Annotated in this window: 22 protein-coding genes; 5 read left to right on the top strand and 17 right to left on the bottom strand. The window is 44.6% G+C overall.

What is annotated here, in order from left to right; all coding sequences use genetic code 11:
- Window positions 1–44 precede the first annotated feature (44 nt).
- Window positions 45–1,829, bottom strand: a complete 1,785-nt coding sequence (locus A2048_10035) for an aspartate--tRNA ligase (GenBank protein ID OGP09249.1) — start codon at window positions 1,827–1,829, stop codon at window positions 45–47.
- A gap of 146 nt (window positions 1,830–1,975) precedes the next feature.
- On the opposite strand from A2048_10035, the gene A2048_10030 reads away from it, so the two are divergent.
- Together A2048_10030 and A2048_10025 are read left to right on the top strand one after the other, a co-directional pair.
- On the top strand, window positions 1,976–2,260 hold the full coding sequence (locus A2048_10030) for a hypothetical protein (protein OGP09248.1): 285 nt from the start codon (window positions 1,976–1,978) through the stop codon (window positions 2,258–2,260).
- 74 nt (window positions 2,261–2,334) lie between these two features.
- Window positions 2,335–3,711, top strand: coding sequence for a hypothetical protein (locus A2048_10025; protein ID OGP09247.1), 1,377 nt, complete (start codon window positions 2,335–2,337; stop codon window positions 3,709–3,711).
- Window positions 3,712–3,800: 89 nt separating this feature from the next.
- Here A2048_10025 and A2048_10020 read toward each other — a convergent pair whose 3' ends face one another.
- From A2048_10020 to A2048_09970, 11 genes are all read right to left on the bottom strand, one after another.
- Window positions 3,801–4,172 carry a hypothetical protein gene (locus tag A2048_10020; GenBank protein OGP09296.1) on the bottom strand — a complete coding sequence of 124 codons (372 nt, stop codon included), beginning with the start codon at window positions 4,170–4,172 and terminating at the stop codon, window positions 3,801–3,803.
- A gap of 288 nt (window positions 4,173–4,460) precedes the next feature.
- Window positions 4,461–4,802, bottom strand: coding sequence for a hypothetical protein (locus A2048_10015; GenBank protein ID OGP09246.1), 342 nt, complete (start codon window positions 4,800–4,802; stop codon window positions 4,461–4,463).
- Window positions 4,799–5,002 carry a hypothetical protein gene (locus A2048_10010; GenBank protein OGP09245.1) on the bottom strand — a complete coding sequence of 68 codons (204 nt, stop codon included), beginning with the start codon at window positions 5,000–5,002 and terminating at the stop codon, window positions 4,799–4,801. The genes A2048_10015 and A2048_10010 overlap by 4 nt, the downstream gene beginning before the upstream one ends.
- Window positions 5,003–5,258: 256 nt before the next feature.
- The gene (locus A2048_10005; GenBank protein OGP09244.1) at window positions 5,259–8,666 is read right to left on the bottom strand and encodes a hypothetical protein; all 3,408 of its coding nucleotides are present in this window, start codon (window positions 8,664–8,666) and stop codon (window positions 5,259–5,261) included.
- A gap of 159 nt (window positions 8,667–8,825) precedes the next feature.
- Complete coding sequence (locus tag A2048_10000) at window positions 8,826–9,548, bottom strand: hypothetical protein (protein OGP09243.1); 723 nt, start codon at window positions 9,546–9,548, stop codon at window positions 8,826–8,828.
- A gap of 98 nt (window positions 9,549–9,646) precedes the next feature.
- Complete coding sequence (locus A2048_09995; GenBank protein ID OGP09242.1) at window positions 9,647–10,204, bottom strand: hypothetical protein; 558 nt, start codon at window positions 10,202–10,204, stop codon at window positions 9,647–9,649.
- On the bottom strand, window positions 10,201–10,887 hold the full coding sequence (locus A2048_09990) for a 7-cyano-7-deazaguanine synthase QueC (protein ID OGP09241.1): 687 nt from the start codon (window positions 10,885–10,887) through the stop codon (window positions 10,201–10,203). Before A2048_09990 ends, A2048_09995 begins: the two co-directional genes overlap by 4 nt.
- 225 nt (window positions 10,888–11,112) lie before the next feature.
- A complete protein-coding gene (locus A2048_09985; GenBank protein OGP09240.1) occupies window positions 11,113–12,684 on the bottom strand; it encodes a hypothetical protein in 1,572 nt (523 codons plus the stop codon).
- A 250-nt stretch (window positions 12,685–12,934) separates the two neighbouring features.
- Window positions 12,935–13,693, bottom strand: coding sequence for a signal peptidase I (locus A2048_09980; GenBank protein ID OGP09295.1), 759 nt, complete (start codon window positions 13,691–13,693; stop codon window positions 12,935–12,937).
- Between the two features lie 137 nt (window positions 13,694–13,830).
- Window positions 13,831–15,636 carry an elongation factor 4 gene (locus tag A2048_09975; protein ID OGP09239.1) on the bottom strand — a complete coding sequence of 602 codons (1,806 nt, stop codon included), beginning with the start codon at window positions 15,634–15,636 and terminating at the stop codon, window positions 13,831–13,833.
- Complete coding sequence (locus tag A2048_09970; GenBank protein ID OGP09238.1) at window positions 15,636–15,830, bottom strand: transcriptional regulator; 195 nt, start codon at window positions 15,828–15,830, stop codon at window positions 15,636–15,638. The genes A2048_09975 and A2048_09970 overlap by 1 nt, the downstream gene beginning before the upstream one ends.
- A 120-nt stretch (window positions 15,831–15,950) precedes the next feature.
- On the opposite strand from A2048_09970, the gene A2048_09965 reads away from it, so the two are divergent.
- Both A2048_09965 and A2048_09960 read left to right on the top strand, forming a co-directional pair.
- Window positions 15,951–16,604, top strand: a complete 654-nt coding sequence (locus A2048_09965; protein OGP09237.1) for an NAD(P)H-dependent oxidoreductase — start codon at window positions 15,951–15,953, stop codon at window positions 16,602–16,604.
- A 36-nt stretch (window positions 16,605–16,640) separates the two neighbouring features.
- Window positions 16,641–17,969: a magnesium transporter gene (locus A2048_09960; GenBank protein ID OGP09236.1), complete on the top strand. Its 1,329-nt coding sequence runs from the start codon at window positions 16,641–16,643 to the stop codon at window positions 17,967–17,969.
- Here the strand turns inward: A2048_09960 and A2048_09955 are convergent, their stop codons facing one another.
- The 4 genes from A2048_09955 to A2048_09940 form a co-directional block, all read right to left on the bottom strand.
- The gene (locus tag A2048_09955) at window positions 17,970–18,719 is read right to left on the bottom strand and encodes a hypothetical protein (protein OGP09235.1); all 750 of its coding nucleotides are present in this window, start codon (window positions 18,717–18,719) and stop codon (window positions 17,970–17,972) included.
- A gap of 110 nt (window positions 18,720–18,829) precedes the next feature.
- The gene (locus A2048_09950) at window positions 18,830–20,494 is read right to left on the bottom strand and encodes an arginine--tRNA ligase (protein OGP09234.1); all 1,665 of its coding nucleotides are present in this window, start codon (window positions 20,492–20,494) and stop codon (window positions 18,830–18,832) included.
- 1 nt (window position 20,495) lies between these two features.
- Window positions 20,496–21,899, bottom strand: a complete 1,404-nt coding sequence (locus A2048_09945; GenBank protein ID OGP09233.1) for a hypothetical protein — start codon at window positions 21,897–21,899, stop codon at window positions 20,496–20,498.
- A gap of 117 nt (window positions 21,900–22,016) precedes the next feature.
- The gene (locus tag A2048_09940; protein OGP09294.1) at window positions 22,017–23,495 is read right to left on the bottom strand and encodes a hypothetical protein; all 1,479 of its coding nucleotides are present in this window, start codon (window positions 23,493–23,495) and stop codon (window positions 22,017–22,019) included.
- Window positions 23,496–23,726: 231 nt separating this feature from the next.
- Between A2048_09940 and A2048_09935 the strand changes: the two genes are divergently transcribed.
- Window positions 23,727–24,578 (top strand): hypothetical protein, encoded by an 852-nt coding sequence (locus tag A2048_09935; GenBank protein OGP09293.1) that lies wholly within the window; start codon window positions 23,727–23,729, stop codon window positions 24,576–24,578.
- A gap of 7 nt (window positions 24,579–24,585) precedes the next feature.
- Here the strand turns inward: A2048_09935 and A2048_09930 are convergent, their stop codons facing one another.
- Window positions 24,586–26,274, bottom strand: coding sequence for a hypothetical protein (locus A2048_09930; protein OGP09232.1), 1,689 nt, complete (start codon window positions 26,272–26,274; stop codon window positions 24,586–24,588).
- Between the last annotated feature and the right edge of the window lie 143 nt (window positions 26,275–26,417).

Genomic DNA, 26,417 nt, shown 5'->3' with positions numbered 1-26,417 from the left:
GGCTTGGCACTTTCCCCCTTTAAAAAAGGGGGAAGTAAGACGGGTTAACTTTTTTTGGAAAGAGAAATCCCCAACTCAAGCAACTGTTTCGGGTTCACTGTAGATGGCGCCTGGGTCATGGGATCGGTGGCTTTTTGGGTTTTGGGGAAAGCGATCACATCCCGAATACTTGGGGAATTGGTCAGAAGCATCATGAGACGGTCAAGACCAAAGGCAATGCCGCCATGAGGAGGGGCGCCGAATTGAAGCGCTTCAAGGAGGAAGCCAAATTTTTCTTTGGCTTCTTCCTTGCTCATCTTAAGAAGATCAAAAACTTTTTGCTGCACTTCCATGTTATGAATACGAATCGACCCGCCGCCGATTTCATTGCCATTTAAAACAAGATCATAGGCCTGTGCCTGGCACTTAAGCGGGTCTTTTTCCAAAAGATCGAGCTGGTCGTAGCGAGGGGATGTAAAGGGATGATGCACCGCCACGGGGCGTTTTTCTTCGGCATCCCAATCAAAAAGCGGGAAATCCACAATCCATACGAATTTGTAGTCGTCAGCCTTAGCCAATCCTAATTTCTCACCGATTTTTTCGCGCAGATTGCCCAGCGAATCACGAACCACTTTTGTAGCCCCCGCACCGAAGAAAACAATGTCCCCCGGTTTAAATCCCAGGGCGGCTTGCAGCGCTTTCTTTTCTTCATCAGAGAAGAATTTGGTGATGGGTGACTGCCATTCGTTTTCTAAAATTTTGAGATAGGCCAAACCTTTGGCCCCGTAAATTCCCACAAACTTGGTGAATTCATCAATTTCGCTGCGTGTGAAATCACTTTTTCCCGGAACCACCATGGCGGAGATAAGCCCCCCACTTTTGGCGACATCGCCAAAAACCTTAAATTGGGAATTCGCAAAAATAGGCGTCACTGTTTTGAGTTCCAACCCAAAACGCATATCCGGCGCATCCAACCCAAACCGCTCCATGCATTCGTCGTAGGAAAGTCGGGAAATGGGCATGGAAATATCAACACCCAAAACTTCCTTCCACACCTTGGCAACCAAACCTTCCATGATATTCAAAATGGAATCACGATCCAAAAACGAGGTTTCGATATCAATTTGGGTAAACTCGGGCTGGCGATCGGCACGAAGATCTTCATCACGAAAGCAGCGGACGATTTGGTAGTAACGTTCAAAACCGGAAACCATGAGCAATTGTTTAAAAAGCTGGGGGGACTGGGGAAGCGCATAGAACTGTCCTGGGTGAACTCGCGAAGGGACCAGATAATCACGCGCCCCTTCAGGGGTTGACTTGGTCAGGAAAGGCGTTTCAATTTCCAAAAAACCATTGTCACACAAATAATTCCGGACAATTTGGGAAACCCTGGATCGAAGTACCAGATTGTTCTTTAAAGGAGTACGCCGCAAATCAAGGTAGCGATATTCCAAACGGATGTCTTCGTTTGTATCAATAACGTCTTCAATGGGGAATGGGGGCGTTTTGGAACGGTTTAAAATTTCAAAGTCGGCGACAACAATTTCTATTCCTCCGGTATGTAATTTTGGATTGGTCATCCCTTCGGGCCGCGCACGCACCTGGCCGGCAATAGCCATGCAGAATTCGGTGCGAAGGATAGAGGCAAGCTCATGTGTTTTTTTGTCAACTTCGGGGTTGAAAACGATTTGGGTAATCCCCTCGCGATCACGCAAATCAACAAAGATAAGCCCCCCGTGATCACGCCGCGTATTCACCCACCCCATCAACACCACATTTTTACCAACATCGGCCTTGGTCAATGCATTACAATGATGAGTTCTTTTTAGTTCTGAAATAAATTTTGACATAGGTTTTCTTATAAAAGAAAGAACGCGAGACTCCAAGTCAAAAAACGCGACAGAAGGAATCTCAGAAGGTCACAAACAACCTGTTTAATATTTCTCGTGTAATATTTCTCGTTGACAACACCCTCTTAACCCAAATAGGGAAAGGCATGACTTGGTACTCCTTTGTTCCTGATTTTATCCTTAAACAGTGGGATAAATGGTTTCAAAAAGCGGAAGGAAGCCTTATTTACTTTTCCCCCAGTTACATTTCAAAAAAGAACAATCTCTTCTCACCCCTTATTGCAATTATTGCCATTATTTCGTCCATTGTTTTGATCGGCGTGGCTATTGGTTCATGTTTTACCCTGTTGGCCAGTTTGCTTGTTCTCTATTTTATTCTGACTAAAATTTTTGGAATACGGCTTGATATGGGAGACACCTTTGTTGTTTAGTTAAAATTTTACTTTAATAAACTTTGTTTTTACTGTTAAAATAAAACAATCTTTTAAATAAAGGCTTGTAACGTATGGGTATATGTATCGTTGAAAAAAATACTTCTCTTGAGAAAATTCCTAACCCCAAGCTGGCTCTTGTCTTGGCAGGGGGGGCTATTTCAGGGGGAGCTTTTAAGGTGGGGGGGCTTAAAGCCCTCAATGATTTTTTAGTCAATCGAAAAGTCACCAATTTTGATATTTATGTGGGTTTATCTGCGGGGGCTTTTTTGGCAGCCCCTTTGGCCGGGGGCATTCCTCCGGAAGAAATGCTGGCCAGTCTGGATGGTAAATCAAGGCTTTTTTCCCAACTTTCTCTTTTTAATTTGTACAAGCCCAATTTTGAAGAAATCATCACGCGACCTCTTAAATATGTGTACGGGCATTTCACCTTTGTGCCCGGCATTATTTACGATTTATGTCGTTCCGCCCCCCAACTAAAACGCAATTTTTGGAATAATCTTAAAAGACTTGTCCTCCATCCCAGTTATTCCAACTACGAAGAATTAATGGCCCCCATTTTGCGTGTGATGTACGCCACCCGCTCCATTCCACAACTGGAAGAACTTTTACCCTCGGGCATTTTTGATAATGCCCCCATTGAAAAATTTGTCCGTCAAAACATGCGTCGCAACCGCATGACCAACCATTTTAAGGTTCTTAAAAAAATGTCCGGCAAATCGCTCTATATCACGGCCATGAATGTCGACACGGCCGAGAGGGTCATCTTTGGTCCGGATGAAAAAAGTGACATCACTATTTCACAGGCCATTCAGGCTTCTTCAGCCATCCCCGGATTCTACAAGCCGGTTCGCCTTAAAGGGATTGATTATACCGATGGGGGTGTTGACAGCACAGCCAATATAGATATCGCCTTTGCCAAAGGGGCCGATGTCGTCATTTGTTACAATCCTTTCAGGCCTTTTAGCAATGAAGTGGTGGTTGAATATTTGAGGGAAGAAAACAGATATATCACCAAAAACAAACAACTTGCAGATTGGGGTTTAAGCATGGTCTTAAACCAGATTTTCAGAAGCTTACTGCACGCCCGTTTGATGCAATCGATTGAAACTTACAAAAACGACGCCACGTTTAAAAAAGACATTATCATCATCCAACCCAAACAGGATGATAATGAATTTTTTGAACTAAACCCCATCTTCTTCTGGAACAGGGCCAAAGCGGCTTTGCGCGGCTTCCATTCTGTTTCGCAATCAATCGAGCAAGATTTTGACCGTATTTCATCCATTATGTCCAAATACGGCGTCACCATGACCAGGGACATTATCAACCTGGATGAAAAACGTATGGAAAAAACCAAAAATGACACCCAGAAGATCATGGACATTCTGGAACAAACTCACACCAAAAACCGCCTTAAGATTGTTCAGAGCAATACTTCTAAGAAATAAATTTGGCCTTCTCTTTATTTTATTCTATTCCCCGTACCCATCCCCCTTTAAAAAAGGGGGATCAAGGGGGATTTGTTTCCGCTTCCGTTCTATTTCCTTCTCGACAGCCTCTTTTCCACCTCTTCCCAAATAACTTCTAGAACCGTCTCAATCTCATTTAAAACTTGCCCATTGTGAAACCGTAAAACCTTTATTCCCTCCTTTTCCAACATCGTATCCCGTTGACGATCTTGATGGGAGTGGTTGGCCTCAAAATGATGTGAGCCATCAATTTCAATGGCCAAGGAAACAACCGGAGCAAAAAAATCGACAATGAAGTTTGATATGGGTTTTTGGCGATAAAAACTCACACCCAGTATTTGCTTACGCCTCAAATGAGACCAAAGAAAAATCTCAGTATCAGTCATTTTCATACGTAATTTTCGAGAGAAAATCTTGAGAATAGGTTTATAAGAACGCATGTAAAAGAGAGTGAAGTAAATAATCAATGGTATGCACCCCAGGGCAAGCCCTGGACCCAAGATTCCGTGGCAAGCCACGGGGTTTTAACCATTTCGGCTCGTCCGCCGAAGTCCCCGCCAACGAGCGGGGACGTAGGTGGATAAAAATAGTTTGAATCGGATACGGAGTCCAAATCCCCCTCAGTCCCCCTTTTTTAAAGGGGGATGATACTGGGAATCCAAATGTAAGAAGTGGGGGCAATTCATCCCATGCCTACTAAAAGACAAATCGCCCCTACCCCTCTTTTTTTATCGCACCGTTTGTTGTGCGGGCTGACTGGCAGTGACCACTTTTTCCTTTAAACTGGTTGTCCCTTCAAAACTCAAATAGGGCTTCCAGTCTTCGATCATTTTTTCTCCAATTCCTTTGACCAACAAAAGATCCTGTTTATTGGCAAAAGGTTTTTGGGCACGGGTTTGGATGATCAAGGCCGCCTTCTTTTCACCAATGCCTGGCAGTAACATTAACTGCTCGGCATTGGCTGTATTCACATTGATCAGGCCTTCCAACACCTTGCCTTCCGAGGCAAAGCTGTTGCGAATGGCAAAACCCATGACCAAAACAAATAAAAACAAAACGATTTTTTTCATGACCTGTCTCCTTTTTTATAGGGCGACTCATTTTTTGAGCGCCTGTCCCTGATGTGCAGACGCCCTGTCAAGGGCACGGCATCCAGCACAACGTTGAGGGAATCATCTTTATTGACAAAAGCCACACCAATGCGGCTCCATGATTTGTTTTTGTCGTCCTTGTCAGGAAGAACAAAAACCTCTTTGAGTATGGTTTCCATGAGAAACCTCCTTTTCAAGAGGCAAACCATTGCAATCCAAATGCCAAAAACAAATCTGCACTTAACTCCATGTTTTTTGGGGAATTGGAAAAAAGAAAAAGAAAAATAGGGATGTCATTTCAAAAAACATCGTCCATTTTTCGGACGGTACCGTCCGAAAAATCAATGCTTTAAAAAAGATCATTTTTAGACCAACCTCGGGACCTTTTTTGCATCGTTAATTAGGATGAATGTCAAAATGAGCTTAGAAAAAGAATCAATCTTCTTCGGAAGAAAGAATTTGCTGTGCTTCGGAAGCATAGGGCTCAAAACCTGATGAGTCCAAAATTTCCAGAATAAAATTATCCCGTTCGCTTTGATTATCACTTACGCCATCAAAGACACGATCCAACCCTTGGCGGGCGGAGTCCCATCCTTGTTTGGCCAAATCGATCAAACCTTGTAAATCTTGACTCACAGATTCTTCATCCTGATTGGGATCCAAAATTGAATCCACAAAGGCCAAGCTTATTTCCGGCATGGGAATAAAAAAGGTCGTTAACCCGCTTGAAGCTGATACTTCAGGAGCGTCGTCATTTTGAGGGGACGCAGGAACATTCCCGGGAGAAGAAGAAGCGCCCACTGCACCTGCTCTGGAATTACGACCCACAGGAGTTGCTTCTGCACCTGAAGTTTCTCCTTCTCCACCCACAGGTTCACGGGCAGAAGCTGGAGTAGAAGATTCTTCATCTTCGGATACAGTCTCTGGCGAAAGCGGTTTGGTCCTATTCTCTCTATATTTCTCAAGGGCCGCTTCCAACTCCATTAATTGAGAGGAATGGGGATAAGTCAGAAAATCGTCGAGAAGAGGATCATATTCACCCGTCGCCATTTCCGAAGACCCTACAAGAGAAGCGAGATAAATATCCAATTCGCGAAGCGCATCGACTTGCTCGGGGTCTGTGCCACTTCCCATGCTAAGCAAAGCCATAGCGGCCTCCTTGGCCAATCCTTCCCAAGAAACGCTCAGCTCAAAATGTTCCGTTGCCGATAGAAACAAGGCTTCCCAGCAACCGGGTCTTTCTTTTTCGGCGGCCACAATTAAGAGATCAAAGGATGCTCTCTTAGAAGCAGGGTCCGTAAATTGAAGACAAGTCTCCCTCGCCGTATCGATTATTTTGGAATGAAATTCTGAAGCATCATCATCATTTAAAATATTTTTTAAGGGTTTCACCATGGAAATATCGCCTTTTTGAAAACGCCCAAGGATGAATTCAAAGGCCGAAACATTCCCAAGCTTGGCCAGATCCGAGAGAGCTTGAAGAGGATCTGATACTTTTTCATCTCCCTTATTTTCATCGATTTCAGCATCCGAAGTATCTTCAGAAGCTTCAACAATCGAAGGAATTTCTACCTGATTAAGCCCAGTACGCTGTTGAGTTCTTCTTCTTTCACCGTCAGAAAAATTTTGAGTCAGTTCATTAATCATCCCAAGATTTTGCGTATTAGCCTGCCCTATGATTGCGGCAAAGTTAATAGAAGAAGTTTTTCCATCAGATACCGAATCGTCTGTAATCATAAAATGCTTGGGTGGATTCGTCTTCCATCGCTCCATGAGCTGATGGAATATCTTCATAGTATCCTCCTGAGAAGGTGCATAATCCCCCACCAAACTCTCCAACGCCCCCGTATCCAAGCTTACCAAAGTTTGATGAATGAATTCATCGTGGGTTTTCTTTTCTAAATCCAAAAGAACCTGAGCAGCATCCAGCACATGACCATTATCCCAATATTGCTCTTCGGGCCCGGCAATGGCAGCGATATTCCCTATATATTTTTTCTTCTTCTCATCCTCTAAAACCACGGGCTTTTTATCCTTAAGAACAAGGCCGGCCAAAGCATCCCACGCTTCTTGATGAGCTGCCTTTTTGTCCAAAACAATTTGTTTTAATACTTGGATCGGGGAATTTTCGTTCTGTTGATAAAGAGAATGATTCTCTAATTTAACCAAGAGAGGAATGGCTTTTTCAGCCAGGGTCATAGTTTGTGATCCGGCAAAAAGACACAAAAGATCGTAGGTTTTTTGAAGCTCCGGCGGCGAGATTGGGGATGCATTGTTTTCAGGGAGAAGAAGATTCCCCATTAATTTATCGAGTTCTTCATCCTTGCCTTGATTATTAAAATCTTGGAGATAAGTTTCAAAAAAAGAAGCTAGTTTTTGAGCCTCCATCCCTTTATCAAAAAATTTAAAGGCAAAATCCCTTCTCTGCTGAACTTGAGCTTCCACCTCTTCGTCTTCTTCTTTCCTAACGATCAGTACATTGTAGAGGGCCTGCATTGCTTCCAATGTGACATTTCCCCTCTTGTTAATGATTTCCTGAAGACGCATCAGAGGAGCCTCATAAGGCCAGGGATTTTCTTTTTCTTCGCGGTTCCACAATTTGGCAGCAACCACGAGCGCCTTCACAGCGGCCTTCTTATCAAGGGCATCATCCTCGGGAAACATAATGGCAGTCACGATACTTTGAAAACTAAGGGGTACAAATTCTTTTTTGGCCTTCTCAAAATCGCCCTTTCTCTTGGTCTCCATGGAAACGAGATGTTCCCAGCAATCCCCGTGAAAAACATCTTCATCCCCGAATCCCAACAAAAAGAGGATTAAAAGCTCGGCGGCGTGATTATTGTCTTGCCTATAAACATCGGGCAAGGCTTTTTGAACTTCCGCTTGAATCTGTTCTAAGTCCTCGGCAAAGAATTGAGGGACTTGAGCTGGCCTTGCCTGGGGCGGTATAAGAAGGATTCTCAGGGCTATTTTTGCATCCGAACTCAAATGCACAAAAATATGATGGAAATCAAAAAGGATGATTTCTTTGGCTTCCCTCAAAGCCTCCGGATGCGCATGGTTGAGGCCGTAAGTTAAAATGGCACTGTAACTCATGAAGCCTTCATCATCCCGCGCCTTTTCAAGAAGATCTTTGTAAATTTCAGGAGGATGACCACCGTTTCCAAGGATATATTCATTCACCGAAGCAAGATTCAAAGGAAGGATGGAAGCAAAATCCATGGGGTCCATCCGCTCTGGTTTTTCCTTCATTAATTTGACCAGTGCTTTGTCAACGGGATACTCTGCCTTTGCCGCGTGAAAGAGAAGATTGATGAAAGTATTATCCTGATAAGTATTCACCCAATGTTTAAAAACGGATTCCTCAGCCAATACACCCCATGGAAGATTGTCGAGTTCATGAAGTAATTTAGCTCCTTCTTTATTCGCCACTTTCCTATAAAGGTCACTGTCCATGAGGGCACTTTTAAGAGCTATTCCTTCTTGAACCGAACAGGTCGCCCAATTGTTCCTATCGCGAAAAACTGTTTCTAAGGTATGACGGTAGGCAAGAAGGTTTAGATTGGAGATCGCACTATATTCTTCGAGAGTATCAACTTGGGTGTCTTTAAGATTTTCTCGAAAATAGGCTTTCAGCCTGTTTTTAAAAGCCATACCTTGATCAGGGCTAATCAAACCACTCTTCATCGCTTTCTGGCTCACCGTTTCAGCAGAAAAAGAACTAACCGTACAAGGAGATTGATTAAACACATCAGAGCCAGGAGGAGGAGCGCATAGAAGATCGCTCGAGCCGAGCTGTTGAGGATTTTTTATCGTGTAAAGAATATCTTTAAGGGGAGCCATAGTCATCCCATCACTTCCACCCAAAACCTTACCAACAAGATCGTAGGGTTAAGTTAAGAGCAAGTCTCATGCCAATCACAATAGGCACTAACCCATTGGAATCACATGCTTTCTAATGCTTGAGAGAGGTTTTGAAACCCCATTCTGGGGCTTTTCCCACTACAAAACCGCCAAAAACTTATGCATTTGCGGAAGAAGCCTGGCCTGCTTGGGAAACCGATTGGAGAAAAAGCTAAAAATATCGAGGCAAGATTTCATATCTCTTTTTTGAAGCGGCGAAACGGGCTGAAAAATCATGATGAGACCAGGATTTTTCTGAAGGATTTTTATTAAATTTTGTTTTTCTTCCTCCGTCATTTTCTCATCAAAGACCACCTTGGCATAATGAGGACGTTCTTTTGCCACTGCCAAAAATTTTTCGTGAGTTTCCCATAAGGGTCTTTCTCCACTAGAGGAAGGAAGTTTAATATCCAGACTCACCATATCTATTTTTGAAATAACCTTTTTTAGGGCTTCCACTTCCACCCCACTTGTTTCAAGAAGGATTTCATATTTTCCGTTCAATTGATTCAACCACGGCTCGATAAAATCGATTTGCTCCAGCGGTTCTCCCCCGGTTAAGGCAAGGGAGGGAATTTCAAAACGGGCGATTTGTGTGCTCAGCTCTTCGGCTCCCCATTCCAACGGATGCTTTTCAAAATTTTTGCTGTATGGCGGGAATTCAATGCGGGACTCTTTGATTTTATGGTGCGTAAGTGGAGTGTCGCAATAAGTGCAATGAAGTTTACAACCGTGGAAACGCACAAACACCTGCGGCTTACCTACCCAAAGGCCTTCGCCTTGGATGGAAGAAAAAATTTCGATGATTCGGGCATTGGACATTTGAAAACAATCCTCCCTCCCTTGAGGGGAGGGAGTTAGAGGGAGGGTGCACACGGGATCACCCTCTCCCTAACCCTCTCCCCTCCAGGGAGAGGGAATTAAAACACACCTTTTACCTTGGCTCTGGCTCTTGCCACTCCCTCCAACTCCTCCACATACCGATTCATCACCGAACGAGCCATTGCTTGGGCATTCAATTTGAAATCATCCAAACCCTTGGTTGGTACAGGGGTATCGTGGCTATCAATATTAATGGCTGTGTGCATCAGAGTAGATACGGAAGATTTTGTTGCAATGGAAACAGTAAGCTTGAAGTATTCTGAAAAAAGGTCATCCCCACGGCGAATAATTTTTTCTTCCGGTAAACATTCCAAAAGATCGGTTTGAAGACACGAGATAAAAAGACGCTGACGTAAAATCATTTTTTCAAGATCATCGTCGAAATGCTCGGCGATAAAGTGGAGCATTTTGTGTGAAAAAATTGGCTTTTTGGCAAGAACATCTTCCAAATCGACCATATGCTCCAAATCCACGCGCGCTGGGCCAATGAAGGCGGCAATAACATCCCCATAAATCCCGGTTTGGTTCAAAACCCAGTGGGAGTGTAACTGCGTACCATCATAAGCCGTTTCTTTTTCTATAAAAAAAGTTTTCAAAAAAGTTTCTCCGTTAATTCCAAAGCCTTGTTTGCCTGCAACGCCCGCTTAAGCCTCAGGCACGATTCACATTCCCCGCACATTTTGTCCCCCCCGCGATAGCAGCTCCACAACAAATTTAAGGGAACTTTTTGCTTTAAACACCACTTCACGATTTCTTTTTTTGTTTTCAAACCCATGGGGGAAACGACTTTCACCTTGGTTAATGTGGAATATTTAAAAAATTCATTGGCCTTGGAAACAAACTCTTCTGAATTATCCGGAAAACTTTGGGCTTCTTCCTTGTTAAAACCAACAACCACCCAACTGGCCCCCTTGTTCTCGGCAAAACTGGCTGCCATGTTTAAAAATACGCCGTTTCTGTTGGGAACCCACACCGCCTTGGCTGAATGAGCGGTAATATCTGCATCATCTAATTCACTCATCGAAAGGGAGGGAAAAGAGCTTTTTCCTTCAGTGAGAGCCACAGATTCCATTTCAGAAAAAAAAGGAACTTCAACCACCTTATGCAAAACATCATAATGCGCACAAAGAGCCGACGAAGACCTTATCTCTTGTTGGGCCGACCGCTGACCATAGTGAAGGGTTAACCCCATAATAACGTCCGAATTTGTCTTGGCCCATGCAAGAGCGGCGGTGGAGTCAAGCCCGCCAGACAGAAGAATAATGGAAGAATCACGCATTCTTTATAGTTAAAAAGGGACGGGCCTCTTGTCAAAGGAAAAAGCCGAAAATTTGGGAAAGGGATGAATCAACCCCTCCTTGATAATCAAGGGTATCAACCCCAGGGCAAGCCCTGGAAGATTCTCCGCCTAAGGCAGAGGGTTTTAACCCGGCAAGGCGCGTCCCCGAAGCCAACGAGCGTAGGGGATAAGAGAGGGGTTTTTGAAAACATTTCTTCCACTTCCTTAAATATCAAGGGCTGTGGGGGCTGTTGGATCGGTAAAATCCATTTCAGCGATGTCTAACAGATCATTGGTGGTCACGCAAGCCACTCCATCACATAACAGAGAGCCGTCTGAATTACAGTTATTGGTCGGAGCATAGTCAATATTCAAAGTGGCAGCCACCGATGCAAAATCGTCTGTAACACTGGCCCGTGAAACACATTGACGTTGAACCAAATCCTGGACCGTATGACTTCCAAAACCACCACTGCCCGGCCCCGTCCAGTTACAAATCATCCCATCGATATCGGGAGTTGCTTGCGAAATATCCGCACCAAAACCGAAATAGCCGCAGCCTCCTTCATTGCTATCTGTACCGCCATCGGCACTGATGGAAGCCTTGAAGACGCGTGTATTTTGATCGCAGCGTCCTGCCTGCCAACCATAAACAAGGTTCCCATATCCTGTCGTGGGATCCGTATTAATGAGGAGATAATTATAATCATCGCCCCAACCCGTGGCACTGTAGGTAACCCCTGTTTCACCGGAACATTCCCCACTCTTTTTATGAGTGGCATCCGCCTCCCCTTCATCATCAAAAATATCCTCATCGGTCGCCCCTGTGGTGCAAAAAACAGCCTGTTTGTATTGCACTCTTAAATCAGTACTGGCTGCCAATTCATAAAGAGCCGACATCCCCACGGTATGAGTTCCTGCACCACAATTGGAGGTGGGAATATCACTGGTTTCAATGGTGGCTTGCATGAGCCCCTGATAGGTCGAATTGGTGGCATCCAAAGGAACATGGGTCATTTCCAAGGCAAAGGGCATGGTTGTTTCATCCTCATTGACAATTTCACCGGTGATGTTGAGCGTGTAAACGGCATTCCCATCATCGGTATCAGTCCCGCGGGTCAAGACAACCGTTGTGGGATCAAAACCTGTAAAATCGGCAGCCTCGGCAGCATCAGTAAAGGCTGTTGAAAGATCAAGAGTCCCCCCCACGGCAGGCAAGGTATCCCCGTTATTATTGGCCACACAAAAAGCAGAGGCCATGGCAAACATCGAAAAATCCATGCGTCCTTCAACACTCGTCATTTCAGAATTCACCTTGGAAGCAATGCAAGCCTCCCCACCATCTTCACTGGCTTCCCAAAGCCCAAGATCCCCCGAGGGAAGACCCTGACTTCCACCGCCAGAAAATCCCCCATTAGGATGGGTTCCGCTTAATGTCAGATCTGGTCCATAACATGAAACCGTGGGCTCATCCGGGAACAAATCTGCATCATAATTAAAACAATCACTCATACTTGTTCCATTAACAACCGCATCCAAGGCGGCCAATTTCTCTTCATAGGGAAGGCCTGTCACGTTCCCCTCATCACCAACAGCAGCCATAACCAATGCCGAAATATTGGTTTCTGTATCAGAGCTTGAGTAAGGAGAAGATACGGCCAGACCACTGGGATAAGCTGATTCAGCCAGATCGTTATCATCACTGCTTGATGAGTCGCTGCTACTGTCTGAGCCAGAACCGCAAGCCATCAACACAAAGACAAATATAAAAGATAAAAAGTATCCAATAAATTTCATAGTTCCCCCTTTTTTGAAATTTGCACCAAAACAAAGTGCAAATCACATACCAATATGATTTTTAAAAATTACCCATTTAATTTTAAATACTTAGGGAATATTTTCGGAGAAAATCATGAAGAAAATGTCAAATGTATTTTGACAGAGGGGAAAAATTTTCCCACAGGAAATAAAGCCCCGTGTAACCCTTCGACAGGGCTCAGGGTGTCCGCTATGTAAGGGCAATTCATGAATTGCCCTTACATGGTTACTAAATGATTTTTTTACCAAAGCGTTTGAAACGAACTCCCCCCAAATCAGAATCCAGGGAAAGCCAAATGAAAATCGCCCGGCCCTTCAAGTTTTTGCGTGGTACAAAACCCCAAACCCGGCTATCCGCACTCTGGTCCCGGTTATCCCCCATCACAAAATAGGTGTCAGCGGGTACAGTAAGGTCAAAAGAATCATTATTGGGTAAAAGCTTGCTTCGCTGCATCAGGTGTTTTGATCCAATCATGTCTTCAAGCTTGATTTGATAATTTGAATATCCCCTGAAAAATGGAATGCCTTTTATGTCCTTGGGAAGTTCTGAAGCTTTTGCCTCTGGCAAAAGAAGATTCCGTTTGTCCTGTGGATTGATACCCACCACCTCGATATCCTGGTTGGTGATTTCAACATCATTTATATAAAGCTTATTGTCCGTCATGCGAATATGATCACCAGGAAGCCCCACCACCCTTTTGATAAAATCGAGTTTTTCATCCTCGGGGTAAATAAAAACCATCACCTCCCCGCGCGTGGGCTCTCCAAAATAGGTGAGCCATTTTTTGGTGCCGGGAATTCTCCACCCATAGGCCAATTTGTTCACAAAGATATGGTCCCCGACCAAGAGTGTGGGAACCATCGACTTGGAAGGGATCTTGTAAGGTTCAATAAGAAAAGAACGAATCACAAAGGCCAGCAAAACAGCAACAAGAAGGGCTTCAACATATTCGCGAACAACGCCTTTTTTCTTGGCCGAGGAATTCAAGTCACGGGTAAGTTTATGGAGACCGTCTTTGTTTAAGGGATCGGGCATATTTTTTTATTGTGCGGATGTTCGGATGTTAAAAATCTTAATTTTATAGTTTTAACATCAGCACCTCTGCACCTCCGCACAACATGCATCTAATCAATTTTCAACACAGCTAAAAACGCTTCCTGGGGAATTTCCACATACCCCACTTGTTTCATGCGTTTTTTACCTTCTTTTTGTTTTTCTAGCAACTTTCTCTTTCGCGTAATATCACCACCGTAGCATTTTGCGATCACATCCTTGCGAAGAGCCTTCACCGTTTCGCGAGCGACAATCTTGGCCCCAATGGCCGCCTGGATGGCCACTTCATATTGTTGCCGCGGAATAATTTCCCTGAGCTTGGAAACCAATTCGCGCCCGCGATAATAGGATTTTTCGCGATGAACAATGATCGAAAGGGCATCCACCGGATCTCCATTGATAAGCACATTGAGCTTGATAAGATCGGAAGTCTGAAAATCCTTGAATTCGTAATCGATGGAACCATAACCCTTGGTGATCGATTTAAGCTTGTCATAAAAATCAAACATCATCTCAGGAAAAGGCAAATCATAATGGACCATGACGCGCTCAGGGGTAATGTAATCGATGTTTTTTTGGATTCCCCTTTTTTCTTCGCACAACTGGATAATGCTTCCCACATATTCGCTGGGGACATGAATGGTCACCGAAATAAAAGGCTCTTCAATATGGTCAATCACCGAAGCATCCGGCATTTTTGTGGGATTGTCGATGGCCAGCATTTCCCCCTTGGTCGTATAGATACGGTAAGCCACCGTGGGAGATGTTGAAATGAGATTAAGCCCGTATTCACGTTCCAGTCTTTCCTGGACAATTTCCATGTGCAACAAACCCAAAAAACCGCAACGGAAACCAAAACCAAGGGCCCCGGAAGTTTCGGGTTCATAACTAAAGGCACTGTCATTTAATCGAAGTTTTTCGAGTGAATCTTTTAAAAGTTCATACTGATTCGGCTCAATCGGATAGATACCGCAAAAGACCATGGGCTTGACTTCTTTAAACCCGGGAAGTGGCTCCAGGCTTGGGTTGTCTTGTGAGGTGATCGTATCCCCTATTTTGGCTTCCTTGACTTCCTTAATACCTGCCACCACAAAACCCACCTGCCCTGTTTGAAGCGATTTTGTCAGAATCGGTTTGGGAGTAAAAAAACCGGCCTGCAACACTTCATAATTTTTACCGGTGTACATGAATTTGATTTTTTCACCGACTGAAATGGAACCCTGCATCACCCGAACAAGCACGACCGCCCCTTGATAGGTATTAAACCAACTATCAAAGACCAACGCCTTAAGCGGAGCTTTTTGGTCTCCTTTGGGAGGTGGAAAATACTTGATGATCGCTTCCAGGATTTCTTCAATGCCCTGGCCTGTTTTGGCACTGGCATGAATCGCATTATCGGTAGGCAACCCGATAATATCTTCAATCTGTTTTTTGATACGTTCAGGGTCGGCATTGGGGAGATCAATCTTGTTTAAGACAGGCAGAATTTCAAGTTGGCTATCCAGGGCTAAATAAACATTGGCCAATGTCTGGGCCTGCACCCCTTGAGCCGCATCCACTATAAGAAGGGCTCCTTCGCAAGCAGACAGGCTTCGTGAAACTTCATAATTAAAATCAACATGCCCCGGGGTATCAATAATGTTCAGTTCGTAGTCTTCTCCGCTTTTGGCACGATAAACCAAACGGACACTATGAGCCTTGATGGTAATCCCCCGCTCGCGCTCCAGATCCATGGCATCCAAAATTTGCTCGCGCATTTCACGTAATTCCAGCCCCCCCGTTGATTCGATAAGCCGATCGGCAAGGGTCGACTTGCCATGGTCGATATGGGCAATGATGCAAAAATTACGTCGATGGGATTGGGGAATTTCAGGCATTATGAAGATTCTTCTTCTTGGTCTATAAGAAACATTTGTCCAGGAAGATTGTGCTTGTATTTGTTCAAAACCAAATCTATTCCTTGCCGAATATATTCGGCAATGGGCACCCTGGTTTTTTCATGCAACTGTTTTAACAGTTCATCCTGTTCGGGTGTGATGTAAACAGTGGTGGAAATTTTCTTCCGTGCCATGGGGTGGTGACCCTATATGACCCTATATATAGCGTCAAGAATGATTTGGCCCCTGTTATCTTGTCCCATTACTTTGAAAAATAGGGAGTCCTGTTTGTTGGATGAGGGAGCAGAAATTTTATGTCAACTTTTTCTTCACAAGACCTTCTGACTCAAATGAAGTGGCGTTATGCCGTTAAAAAATTTGAGGAGCAGAAAAAAATTCCTCCCCCTCTATGGAATGCCCTTGAAGAATGCCTGGTGCTTACCCCTTCTTCCTATGGTCTTCAGCCATGGAAATTTTTGGTGATCACCGAACCAACCCTTAAAGAAAAACTTCTTCCGCTTTCCTGGAACCAAAAACAGGTTGTTGATTGTTCCCACTATGTGGTGTTTTTGGCCAAAACCGATATCACCGAAACCGACATCGACCGTTTCATCGCTCGCACTTGCGAAGTAAGACACACAGCTGTTGAGTCACTGGCCGGTTATAAAAAAATGATGATGACCGATCTTGTCAGCGGTCCCCGCCATGCCACCATCACCCATTGGGCCACCAACCAGATTTATCTGGCCCTTGGGAATTTACTCACCTCAGCCGCCGTCCTGGGTGTGGATGCCTGCCCCATGGAGGGCCTTGAACCGGAAAAATATGATAAGGTTTTAAACGTCCAAGATTCGGGCTATGCCACACGGGTGGCTTGTGCCCTTGGTTACAGGGCAGAAAATGACAAGCATGCCCGATCGGCCAAAGTGCGTTTCAAAAAAGAAGATGTCCTGGTTTTACTCAAATAGTTTGTCAATAACCCTATAATCAGTGTAAAAAAAGGCATGGAATTTCCCCGTTCATCCAACGACATCCTTTCTTTAGAAGAGCTTGAAGATGTCTGGCCCATTCTTCAGGGGGAAGAACGCCTGGAAGCCCTTTACGCTCCATCGCGCCCCGTGGCCGAAAATTTTTTCCTGCAATTATCTTCTGAGGATCAGGCCGACATTCTCACCAATCTGCCCGAGGGTGAAAAACGTTCATGGATACGGCTTTTACCCCCCGATGATGCCGCCGATGTCCTGCAAATTGTCAACAAAGAGCAGCATCCTTCCCTCCTTCAATATTTAGACGAGCCCACGCGTAAAGAAGTAACCGCCCTTTTGGCCTATGCCGAGGACGATGCCGGTGGCTTGATGAATCCGCGTTATGCACGGCTACGTCCCGACATGCCCTTAGATGAGGCCATTAGTTATCTTAAAAGACAAACGCGGGCCCAAATTGAAAACATTTATTACATTTATGTTTTAGACGAAGGTCAGCATCTGTTGGGGGTTGTATCCTACCGCGATCTTTTTTCCGCCGACCCTCAAAAGAAAATCAGGGACATCATGCGAACCCACATCGTCAAAGCCGATGAAGCCATGGATCAGGAAGCTTTGGGGCAACTTTTCAAACGCTACAAATTTCTGGCCGTTCCGGTTGTCGATTCGGAAAACCGGCTTAAGGGTGTTGTTACCGTGGATGATATTGTCGATGTCATGACTGAGGAAGCCACTGAAGACATCCAGAAATTGGGTGCTGTATCCCCCCTGGAAATGCCCTACATGAAAACCAGCATTTTCGACCTGGTTAAAAAAAGGGCTGGCTGGCTGTCAGTCTTATTTCTAGGAGAAATGCTCACAGCCTCTGCCATGAGTCGTTACGCCCTTGAAATTGAAAAAGCGGTCGTATTGGCCCTGTTTCTTCCCCTCATCATCTCCAGTGGGGGTAATTCCGGATCACAGGCTTCCACTCTGGTCATTCGGGCGATGGCTGTGGGAGAAATAACCCTTCGGGATTGGTGGCGTGTCGCAAAACGTGAAATTTTTTCAGGGTTGGCGCTGGGAGGGGTTTTGGGAGTCATCGGCTTTATCCGTATTTTTGTGTGGCAATATTTTTTTGAAAGCTATGGTGAACACTACACACTCATTGCCATCACGCTTTTTGCCAGCCTGATTGGCGTGGTTCTTATAGGAACCATCGCCGGCTCGATGCTTCCCTTCATTTTAAGCAGACTCAAGCTGGACCCCGCAAGCGCCTCGGCCCCTTTTGTCGCCACATTGGTCGACGTGGGAGGGCTTATCATTTATTTTTCCATTGCGGCCCTGCTTCTTCAAGGTTCTTTGCTTTAATTATTCGACCAAGAGAGGAAAAACACCGGCATATTGTCGAATTCTGGATTGAATCTGGCGGGCCTCATCAGCAGAACCAAACGGTCCCATGCTTAAAAGGTATTTATTTCCGTTAGAACCCGTCAATGTTTTCATCTGAACACCAATCCCCAGTTTCTTGATTCGTTTTTGAACATCACTGGCTTCTTCAAAGCTGGAATACCCACCTAGCTGCAACATGGATGGTGCAGAAGAAATCGCCACAGAAGGTGCAGACAAGTGATCAATCACCTTGGCCAAAGGATCTTCTTTTTTAGGAACGGGTGTTTCTTGGACTTGGGGCTTGGTGGGCACACCTTGCGATGCCGGTTTTGGATCTGGCTTCACCGCAGCAACCTGTTTTGGCTTCTGTTCTATTTTTGGTTTTTGTTCGATGGGCTGAGTCTTCACTTCATCTTCAATTTCCAAAAAAGAAGGATCTTTTTGTGCGGAAAGATTTTTACTGACTACTTCTCCCCCCCTTTTTTCCAAATGATCATACCAATTCACAAACGGTTTTTTGGTTTCTTTAAGAAGAGCTTCCAACTCGGCCTCATTGACTTCGGGAGGTAAAATGGAAGAAGAATGAAGAGCTACCAGGTCAATATTCCAGAAAAATTGGGGGCCGAAGCGCGCCCCCAAATAAAAAAGTGAAAATCCAATAACAAAAACAGAAACACTGATGAAAATAACTTGGCCCAGAGTTAGTTGGATGGTACGTTCGGTAGACATACATTATCCCAATGCATGGTTCGACGAAGCTCACCATGTCCTATAATTTGATAAATAATGGACACCCTGAGCCTAGTCGAAGGGTAGTATCTGTACAGGGCCGGTCGCACTTACATTTTCTCCGGGGCTTCAATACCCAAAACATGCATGGCATTCTGAAGCACTTGCCGGACACAACTTAAGAAAAACAATTTGGCTTGTGTGGTTTTTTTGTCATGCCCCACCACACGATAACGATCATCACTGCGTGCCTTGTCATAATATGACTGAAAGGCCCTGGCCAATTCAAGGGCATAGTGAGCCACACGATGGGGGGTAATTTCGGAAGCGGCCTTTAAAATAGATTCCGGATATTCCAAAAGAAGCTGCGCCATTTCGGTTTCTTCAGGCAACCCAAGCAAAGCACTCCATTCATCTTTATAAGCAGGAACCGCAATTTTTTGCTCTTCAAGGGCTTTTTCAAAAATACTGCATATGCGCGCATGGGCATACTGAATATAATAAACAGGGTTTTCGGAAGTTTCCTTTTTGGCCAGCTCCATATCAAATTCAAGTTGGGCCTGATAGGATCGCATCATGAAAAAATAACGGGCCACATCCTTTCCAACGGCTTTGACAACATCTTCAAGGGTTTCATAAGTGGCCCGTCGGGTGGACATGGAAACAGTTTCGCCTTCCCTGATCAAACTGACCATTTGAATAAAAACGAGATGTAAATGATCGGCCGGATAACCCAAACCCAAAAGGGCCGCTTTAAGCCTTGGGCCGTACCCGGCATGGTCAGCGCCCCAAACATTCACCAAAAGATCAAACCCCCGTTTGAATTTGTCACGATGGTAGGCGATATCCGGCGAAAGATAGGTATAAGAACCATCGCTCTTGATAAGAACGCGATCTTTGTCATCACCAAAGGAAGTTGACCGAAGCCAAAGAGCCCCTTCCTGTTCATACACCAGATTTTTTGCCTTGAGTTCATCTATGGTTTGACGAACTTTATCCTGCTTGTACAAGGAAGATTCCTGAAAAATGGAATCAAACTGCACTCCCACACGACGCAAATCTTCCAAAATTTCACCAAGGATTTTATCCCCCGCATAACGTCCAAAGGTTTCAATAATCTGATCCCTGGGCATCCTTTCAAATTCAGCACTTCGGGGCAAAAGTTCAGCGGCGATATCGGCAATGTAATCCCCCTGATAGCCATCTTCGGGAAAGGGAACCTCGACCCCTTGTTTTTGAAGATAACGGGCATAGACCGAGCGCCCGAGGGTTGAAATTTGAATTCCCCCATCGTTGACATAATATTCACGCGTCACTTCATACCCAACCGCTGAAAGCAGGCGCGCAATGGTATCTCCCACAACGGCATTACGGCCATGTCCGATATGCAGGGGACCGGTGGGATTGGCACTGACAAACTCCACCATGGCTTTTTTTCCTTTATAGGCCTGGCACACACCAAACATTTTTTTTTGTTCATCAATGATTTTGAGGGCACGAATCCAAAAACCCTGGGTTAACTTAAAATTTAAAAAACCAGGGCCTTCAATAACAACGGACCCGATCATTCCATCGGACAAATCAATATTGTCCTTGATGGTCTGGGCAATTTCTCGCGGATTTTTTTTAAGGGCCTTGGTCAGCACCATGGCCACATTGCTGGCAAAGTCCCCGTGTTTGGAATCGGCGGGCACTTCCACCTGCAAGGAGCTTATGGAATTGGGATAGGCTTTCAGGACAGCCTGTAACAAAAGGATTTCAAGTTTTTCTTTCATATCATTGATTATCTAAGGGGCGATCCACAACAGGACCAAACTCTGACAGATTTCCAACCGCTTTTTTATCCCCCACAACAAGAATTTTGAGCTTGTCAGGATAAAAATATTTCTTGAGAACAGCATTCACCTCATCAACCGTCACCCGGGCGATTTCCCTCTGAAAAACCTCAAAATAGTCGGGTGGATACCCGTAATAATCATAATGCATGCGGGCCATAACAATTTCAAAGGGGTCTGAATACTGGAAAATGAGATTATTTAAGATCGCTTTTTTGGCTTCATCAAGCTCGGCTTGAGTGACGGGGTAATCCAGGATCATCTCCCCCAAAATATGCTTCATTTCACCGATGACCGTGGCTGTTGAAGCCGACTTGGTTTGGGCTTTCATTTTAAAAAGACCATAATCCGTTTCAAAACCAAAATTGGAATTAATGGCATAAGCCAATCCCAGCTTGGTCCGGATGGTATCTCCCAAACGTGATCCAAAGGTGGTTCCCCCCAAAACATAATTGGCCAACATCAGGGCATATTTGTCAGGGTTAAATCTTTTTTCCCCAAAATGCCCCACAATAATGGAAGCCTGATTTGTCTCCTTGGAAACAAATTCAACCCCGGGTTTCCATTCCTTTAAAACAGGATCACGGGATGGACGCGAAATTTTCCTTGAAACGAAATTTTCATTGAGTTTTTCAACAAGGGCCACCAGCTTCTCCCAACTCACATCCCCTGAAACGGCAATCCAGACACGGGCCGGGTCGAGATTAGCATCCAGGAATGAAAACAGGTTCTCCCGTGACAGGTTTTTTACCGTCTCTTGGTTAAAGAGACGGGCCAAGGGGCTAGACTCCCCATACATGCTTTGGGCAAACTCACGATCGGCAATATTTCCCGGGTCTTCATTGCGTCTTGTAATGCTATCCAACATGCGTTTACGGACAAGTTCGACCTTATTTTCTTCAAAAGCAGGTTGGGTCATCATGTCAAAAAGAAGCTGTAAAATAAGCGGATGGTCTTTTGAAAGGGATTTGGCCGAAAGACTGCACCATTCATGAGAGTGCTGGGCATCAATGGAAGCCGCGCGATACTCAAGAATTTTATCAATTTCATCCCCCGACTGTTTTTTTGTCCCTCCCGTTTCCATGGCACTCATCAACATTTGAACCAACCCCCTTTTTTCCCGGGATTCGTCCAGAGAAGAAAATTGAATCATGGCATTGGCCTGAAACAGGGGCAGATCATCGTTGGGAAGGAAATAAAGCCTGAGACCATTGGAAAAAACATGGGTCTTTATCTCGGGCGTTTTAAATTGGGGCAGGGGTTTTGCCTCTAAGGGGGGGACGGCGGAATCAAAAGAAAAAATACTCCCTGGATTCAAGCAAAAAAACAAAAAAAGAATTCCCAAATATAATCGCCTGATAGGCACGTATTATCCTTTCATGATTTGACCTATCGTGTTGTCAAACACGACGGGGCTTACCATGTACTTTGTAAGGGCAATTCATGAATTGCCCTTACGCAATCATTTCTTTTCCATGAAGACACTGGCCCTTCGGTTGGGCACAAAATAGGTTTTAGCCACCCTCTGCACATCTTCGGGCGTCATGCGACGGACCCTTTCTCTTAAACGGTAAACATAGTGCCAGTCTCCGGCCAAACTCTCAAAAAAGGTAAGCATGCTGGCCAACCCTATATTTTCGTTAAGCGCCCATAATAAACCCGCGTCGATCTGGTTGATCACTTTCCCCAGATCTTCTTTGGTGACCAACTCCGTCTTCATCAACTCAAGTTGATCAAGAATTTCCTGCCACACCTGCCTGTTGCTCACATTGGGAAATGGAAGCGCATAGAAAGTAAAAACACCATCCAACCTTGAACCGGGTAACGAGGCATAGCAACCCACTTGGGAAGCCAGTTTTTTCTCGGTCACCAAAACACGATAGAGTCGCGAAGTCCGGCCATCACACAACAAGTTTTCAAGCACATCAAAAACCTCGTCATCAGGATGCGGGTTGGCCGGTCGATGAAACACCATGTAAAAACGTGGTTCATCAGGACTTTCCAGAACTTTTTCCCTGGGAAAATTTTTTGAAAAATCCTCCTTTTCAAAAACCTGATCCGGTGATTTCTTGTCGGACAATTTCCCAAAATACTGACGTATCCATTTTTCGGCTTCTTTCAAGTCATAACTGCCCACAATACTTAACACCATGCGGGAAGGGACATAATAGGTTTCCCTGAATTTTCTGGCAGCATCGACCGTGTAGCCATGGATTTCATTGGCAAAGCCGATAACGGGAACGCGATAAGGGCTCTTGTCAAAGGCAAAAAGCATGAGTTCCTCATACAAGTGGCCATCGGGATCATTGTCATAACGCATGCGCCGCTCTTCAGCCACCACATCGCGCTCTTTATAAAATTCACGAAAAACGGAATGCAGCAAACGCTCACTTTCAAGATAGGCCCACAATTCAAGTTTGTTGGAAGGTAGTGAAACAAAATAGCTGGTGTAATCGTTGGTGGTCGTGGCATTCATGTCCGCCCCGCCATTACGTTGATAAATGCGGGCAAATTCATTGGACTCCAAAAGAGTTTGCTGCTCCTTCTGCAATCTGTTCAGTTCTTGGATAAGGGGTTTTAACTCTTGCTCTGGCTTTCCTTCTTGCCGCGCCTTTGTAAGCCTGGTTCCTACGTCATGAATCCGGTCTAGAATAATCTCTTCTTGTTTATAATCTTTGGTGCCAATTTTATCGGTCCCTTTAAAAGCCATGTGTTCAAAAAAATGGGCCAGGCCGGAATATCCCGGTGATTCTTCAACATTTCCGACTTTAATACGGAGATAGGCCGAAAAAACAGGAGCCCCCGGTCGCGAAACCAAAAGAGCCGTGAATCCGTTTTCAAGGACAATTTTTTTGACAGGGATTTTATGGCCCGATGAAAAAAAACGGCATGCTCCCGATAAAACACCTAAAAAAATAAGAAAAATGACAATCAATGGTATGAACCCCAGGGCAAGCCCTGGACCCAAGATTCCGTGGCAAGCCACGGGGTTTTGACCCAGCAAGGCGCGTCCCCGAAGCCAACGAGCGTAGGGGATAAAACTATTTTGCTTCCAATTCATAAATGAAGAAATTTAATTTATAGGATTCCCTTGAAAATGAAAAGCGAAAGCTTCAAAAAGCCTCAGGTTTTTTGTCATCGCCATCAAAATTCTTTCATGCTAAAAAACCCCATGACTTTTTTTAATGAAACCTGGCTCAACCAAACACCTCTCTTTAAATTTCTGGAACCCAACGAGGCCAAAGAGCTTTTAAAAAATTTTGAAAACATGTCCTTTGCCGAAGGGGAAACCATTTTTGATTTTGGAGATAGCGGCAACTGCCTTTATCTTGTGGTCAGTGGCCATGTAGAGCTTTCGATACGCGACCACACGGGGCAAAAAATCATTTTGAAGGTGGCCGAACCCGGAGAAATTTTCGGGGAACTTTCTCTTCTGGATCATGGTCCACGTACAGCCACGGCCATCGCCCTGGAAACTTCCCAGCTTGCTTGTTTGGGCCGGGAGGATTTGATCCATTTTTTAAAACAAAAACCCGAAGCCTCCATCCATTTATTAAGTGCCCTGGGTAACCAGATCAGGCAAACCAATAATCTGGTCCGGGCGCGGGTGGCTAAAAATGCCAATGAAGAAATTGCTGGTGAGTTGGGTTGGACCCAAAAAATGGCCGATCGCATTACCGAACTTGCCGGAAGCATGTCCTTCTTGCTCGCAAACCTGATTATTTTTCTTGTGTGGATTGTTGTGAATTTAGGCCTGATCCCAAAATTAATCCCCTTTGACCCCTACCCCTTTGGCCTTTTAACCACGGGAGTTTCCCTTGAAGCCATTTTTTTAAGCATTGTTGTCTTATTGTCCCAAAACCTGCAGGCAACCAAAGACAGGGTGCGTGCCGACATTGAATACGAAGTCAACCTGAAAGCGGAAATGGAAATAGGTTATTTGCACGAAAAGGTGGATCAGATGAACGCCGTCCTTTTGAAAAAATTGGACCAGATAGAAAAAAACCGTAAGGGCAATTCATGAATTGCCCTTACTTACACACCAAACTCTGCTTTTCACCAAACACGGCCTGGCACTTTACCGTTGCATGGGCGGCAACACGGATTGTTGTCGAAACAGTTTTGTTTAAAGGCGGAAAAACAACTTTAAGGGGGTATTCTCCTGCAGGGACTTGTCTAAAAGACCAGGGAGCTTCAAACCCTTTACTATCTTCAAGATAAACCAAACCCCATGGACGAGCCGAAACCATCACCCCGCCAAAACCGGATGGTGGCCCCTTTTTTTCATCAGGCAAAGGTGTTTCTTTCTTTGCTTCAACGGGCACGGTTTCAACAGGCCCTTTTTCATCTACCTTCGGAATCGTCACCACCAAAGTGGGAGATGGTTTATCTGATTTCACCAAAGACAAGCCTGGAGCAGAAATAATTTTCTGCAAGGGAGGATTTTCACTTTCAGAAACAACTGATTTCTGCGAAGCCATTCCCACAGCCAACAACATGGAAATCAGAACAAAAAAAGAATAAGAGATTGGAATTAATTGCGTCTTTAATTTTCCATACAAAGAAGGTGCCTGAAAAACTTGAAAAGACTTATCCCTGGAACTGTCAGGCACATCCAAAACTGTTTTCGGAAGAAGTACCGTTTTAAACTCATCCCCTTGTGAGATCAGCGGCAGGGTTGTTTCAAATAAAGGTCTTCCCACAAGGATTTTTGTCTTTTTATGGCTGTCGGTATATGTCACTTGAGCCATCTGTGTAGAAATTGTTTTGTGGGAACCTTCAATAGAAGTATCTTTCTCCTCAAAACACAGGCGAATCAGATTTTTAAGTTCACTAGCGGCATCCTTGCGGTTTAGTTCAAAGTCAAGGGCCATGATATCCGATTTCATGGCCGCGATATGGGAATAGCGATCTTCTTTTTTCTTTTTTGTGGCCAGCATCACAATTTCTTTGAATTTTTGGGGAATAGGCTGATGCCTGACCAAATCAAAAGAAAGAGTCGTATTTTTTACAGCTTCAAGAGTCTCAAGGTCGTTTTCCCCCTTGAAAGCACGCTCCCCGGTGGCCAATTCGAAAAGAATCACGCCCAAGGCAAAAATATCAGTCCGCGCATCCACCTTTTGACCCAAAGCCTGTTCGGGAGACATATAGGCAAACTTGCCTTTTAAAGTGCCCGTGATGGTCTCCGTTGTTTTTCCCACCACCCGGGCAATGCCAAAATCAGTGATTTTAACTTCTCCTTCATGACTTAATAAAATGTTTTGCGGAGAAATATCCCGATGCACAATGCCGAGATGTTTTTTGGATTCATCTGTTTTTTCATGCGCGTATTGAAGCCCCTGGCATATTTTTTTGGCCATATGCACCACCAATGAAATGGGAAAAATTATTTTTTTCCTGGCAAGGGCCCTGGCAAAAGTACGCACATCCACCCCATCCACATATTCCATGACAATAAAATAGGTGTCTTCCTGTTTGTTCAACTCAAAAACCTGGACAATGTTTGTGTGATTTAAATGAAGAAGAACCTTGGCTTCATCCACCAGCATGTTGATAAAATCGCGATTGGCCGCCCAATGGGGAAGAATTTTTTTGATGGCCACTATTTTTTCAAACCCTTCCACCCCCAAAAGCTTGGCTCGATAAACATCCGCCATGCCTCCGCTGGCTATTTTTTGAACCAAAACATAACGGCCAAGTTGAATAAAGGGCTGCAACATTTTTTATGCTTTAAACACCAAATACTTGTGGGGTCAACTTTTCTCTACCCCTTGGGTCAATCCCATTCTTAGTTGAAATTGTTTGATAACCATCACGCTGCTATTTTTTGTTGTTTAATAAAAACCGTTTTCATCTGCTCCCG

It is taken from the genome of Deltaproteobacteria bacterium GWA2_45_12, assembly GCA_001797365.1.
Lineage (GTDB): Bacteria > UBA10199 > UBA10199 > UBA10199 > UBA10199 > UBA10199.
This window is presented reverse-complemented; position numbering and strand designations above follow the sequence as displayed.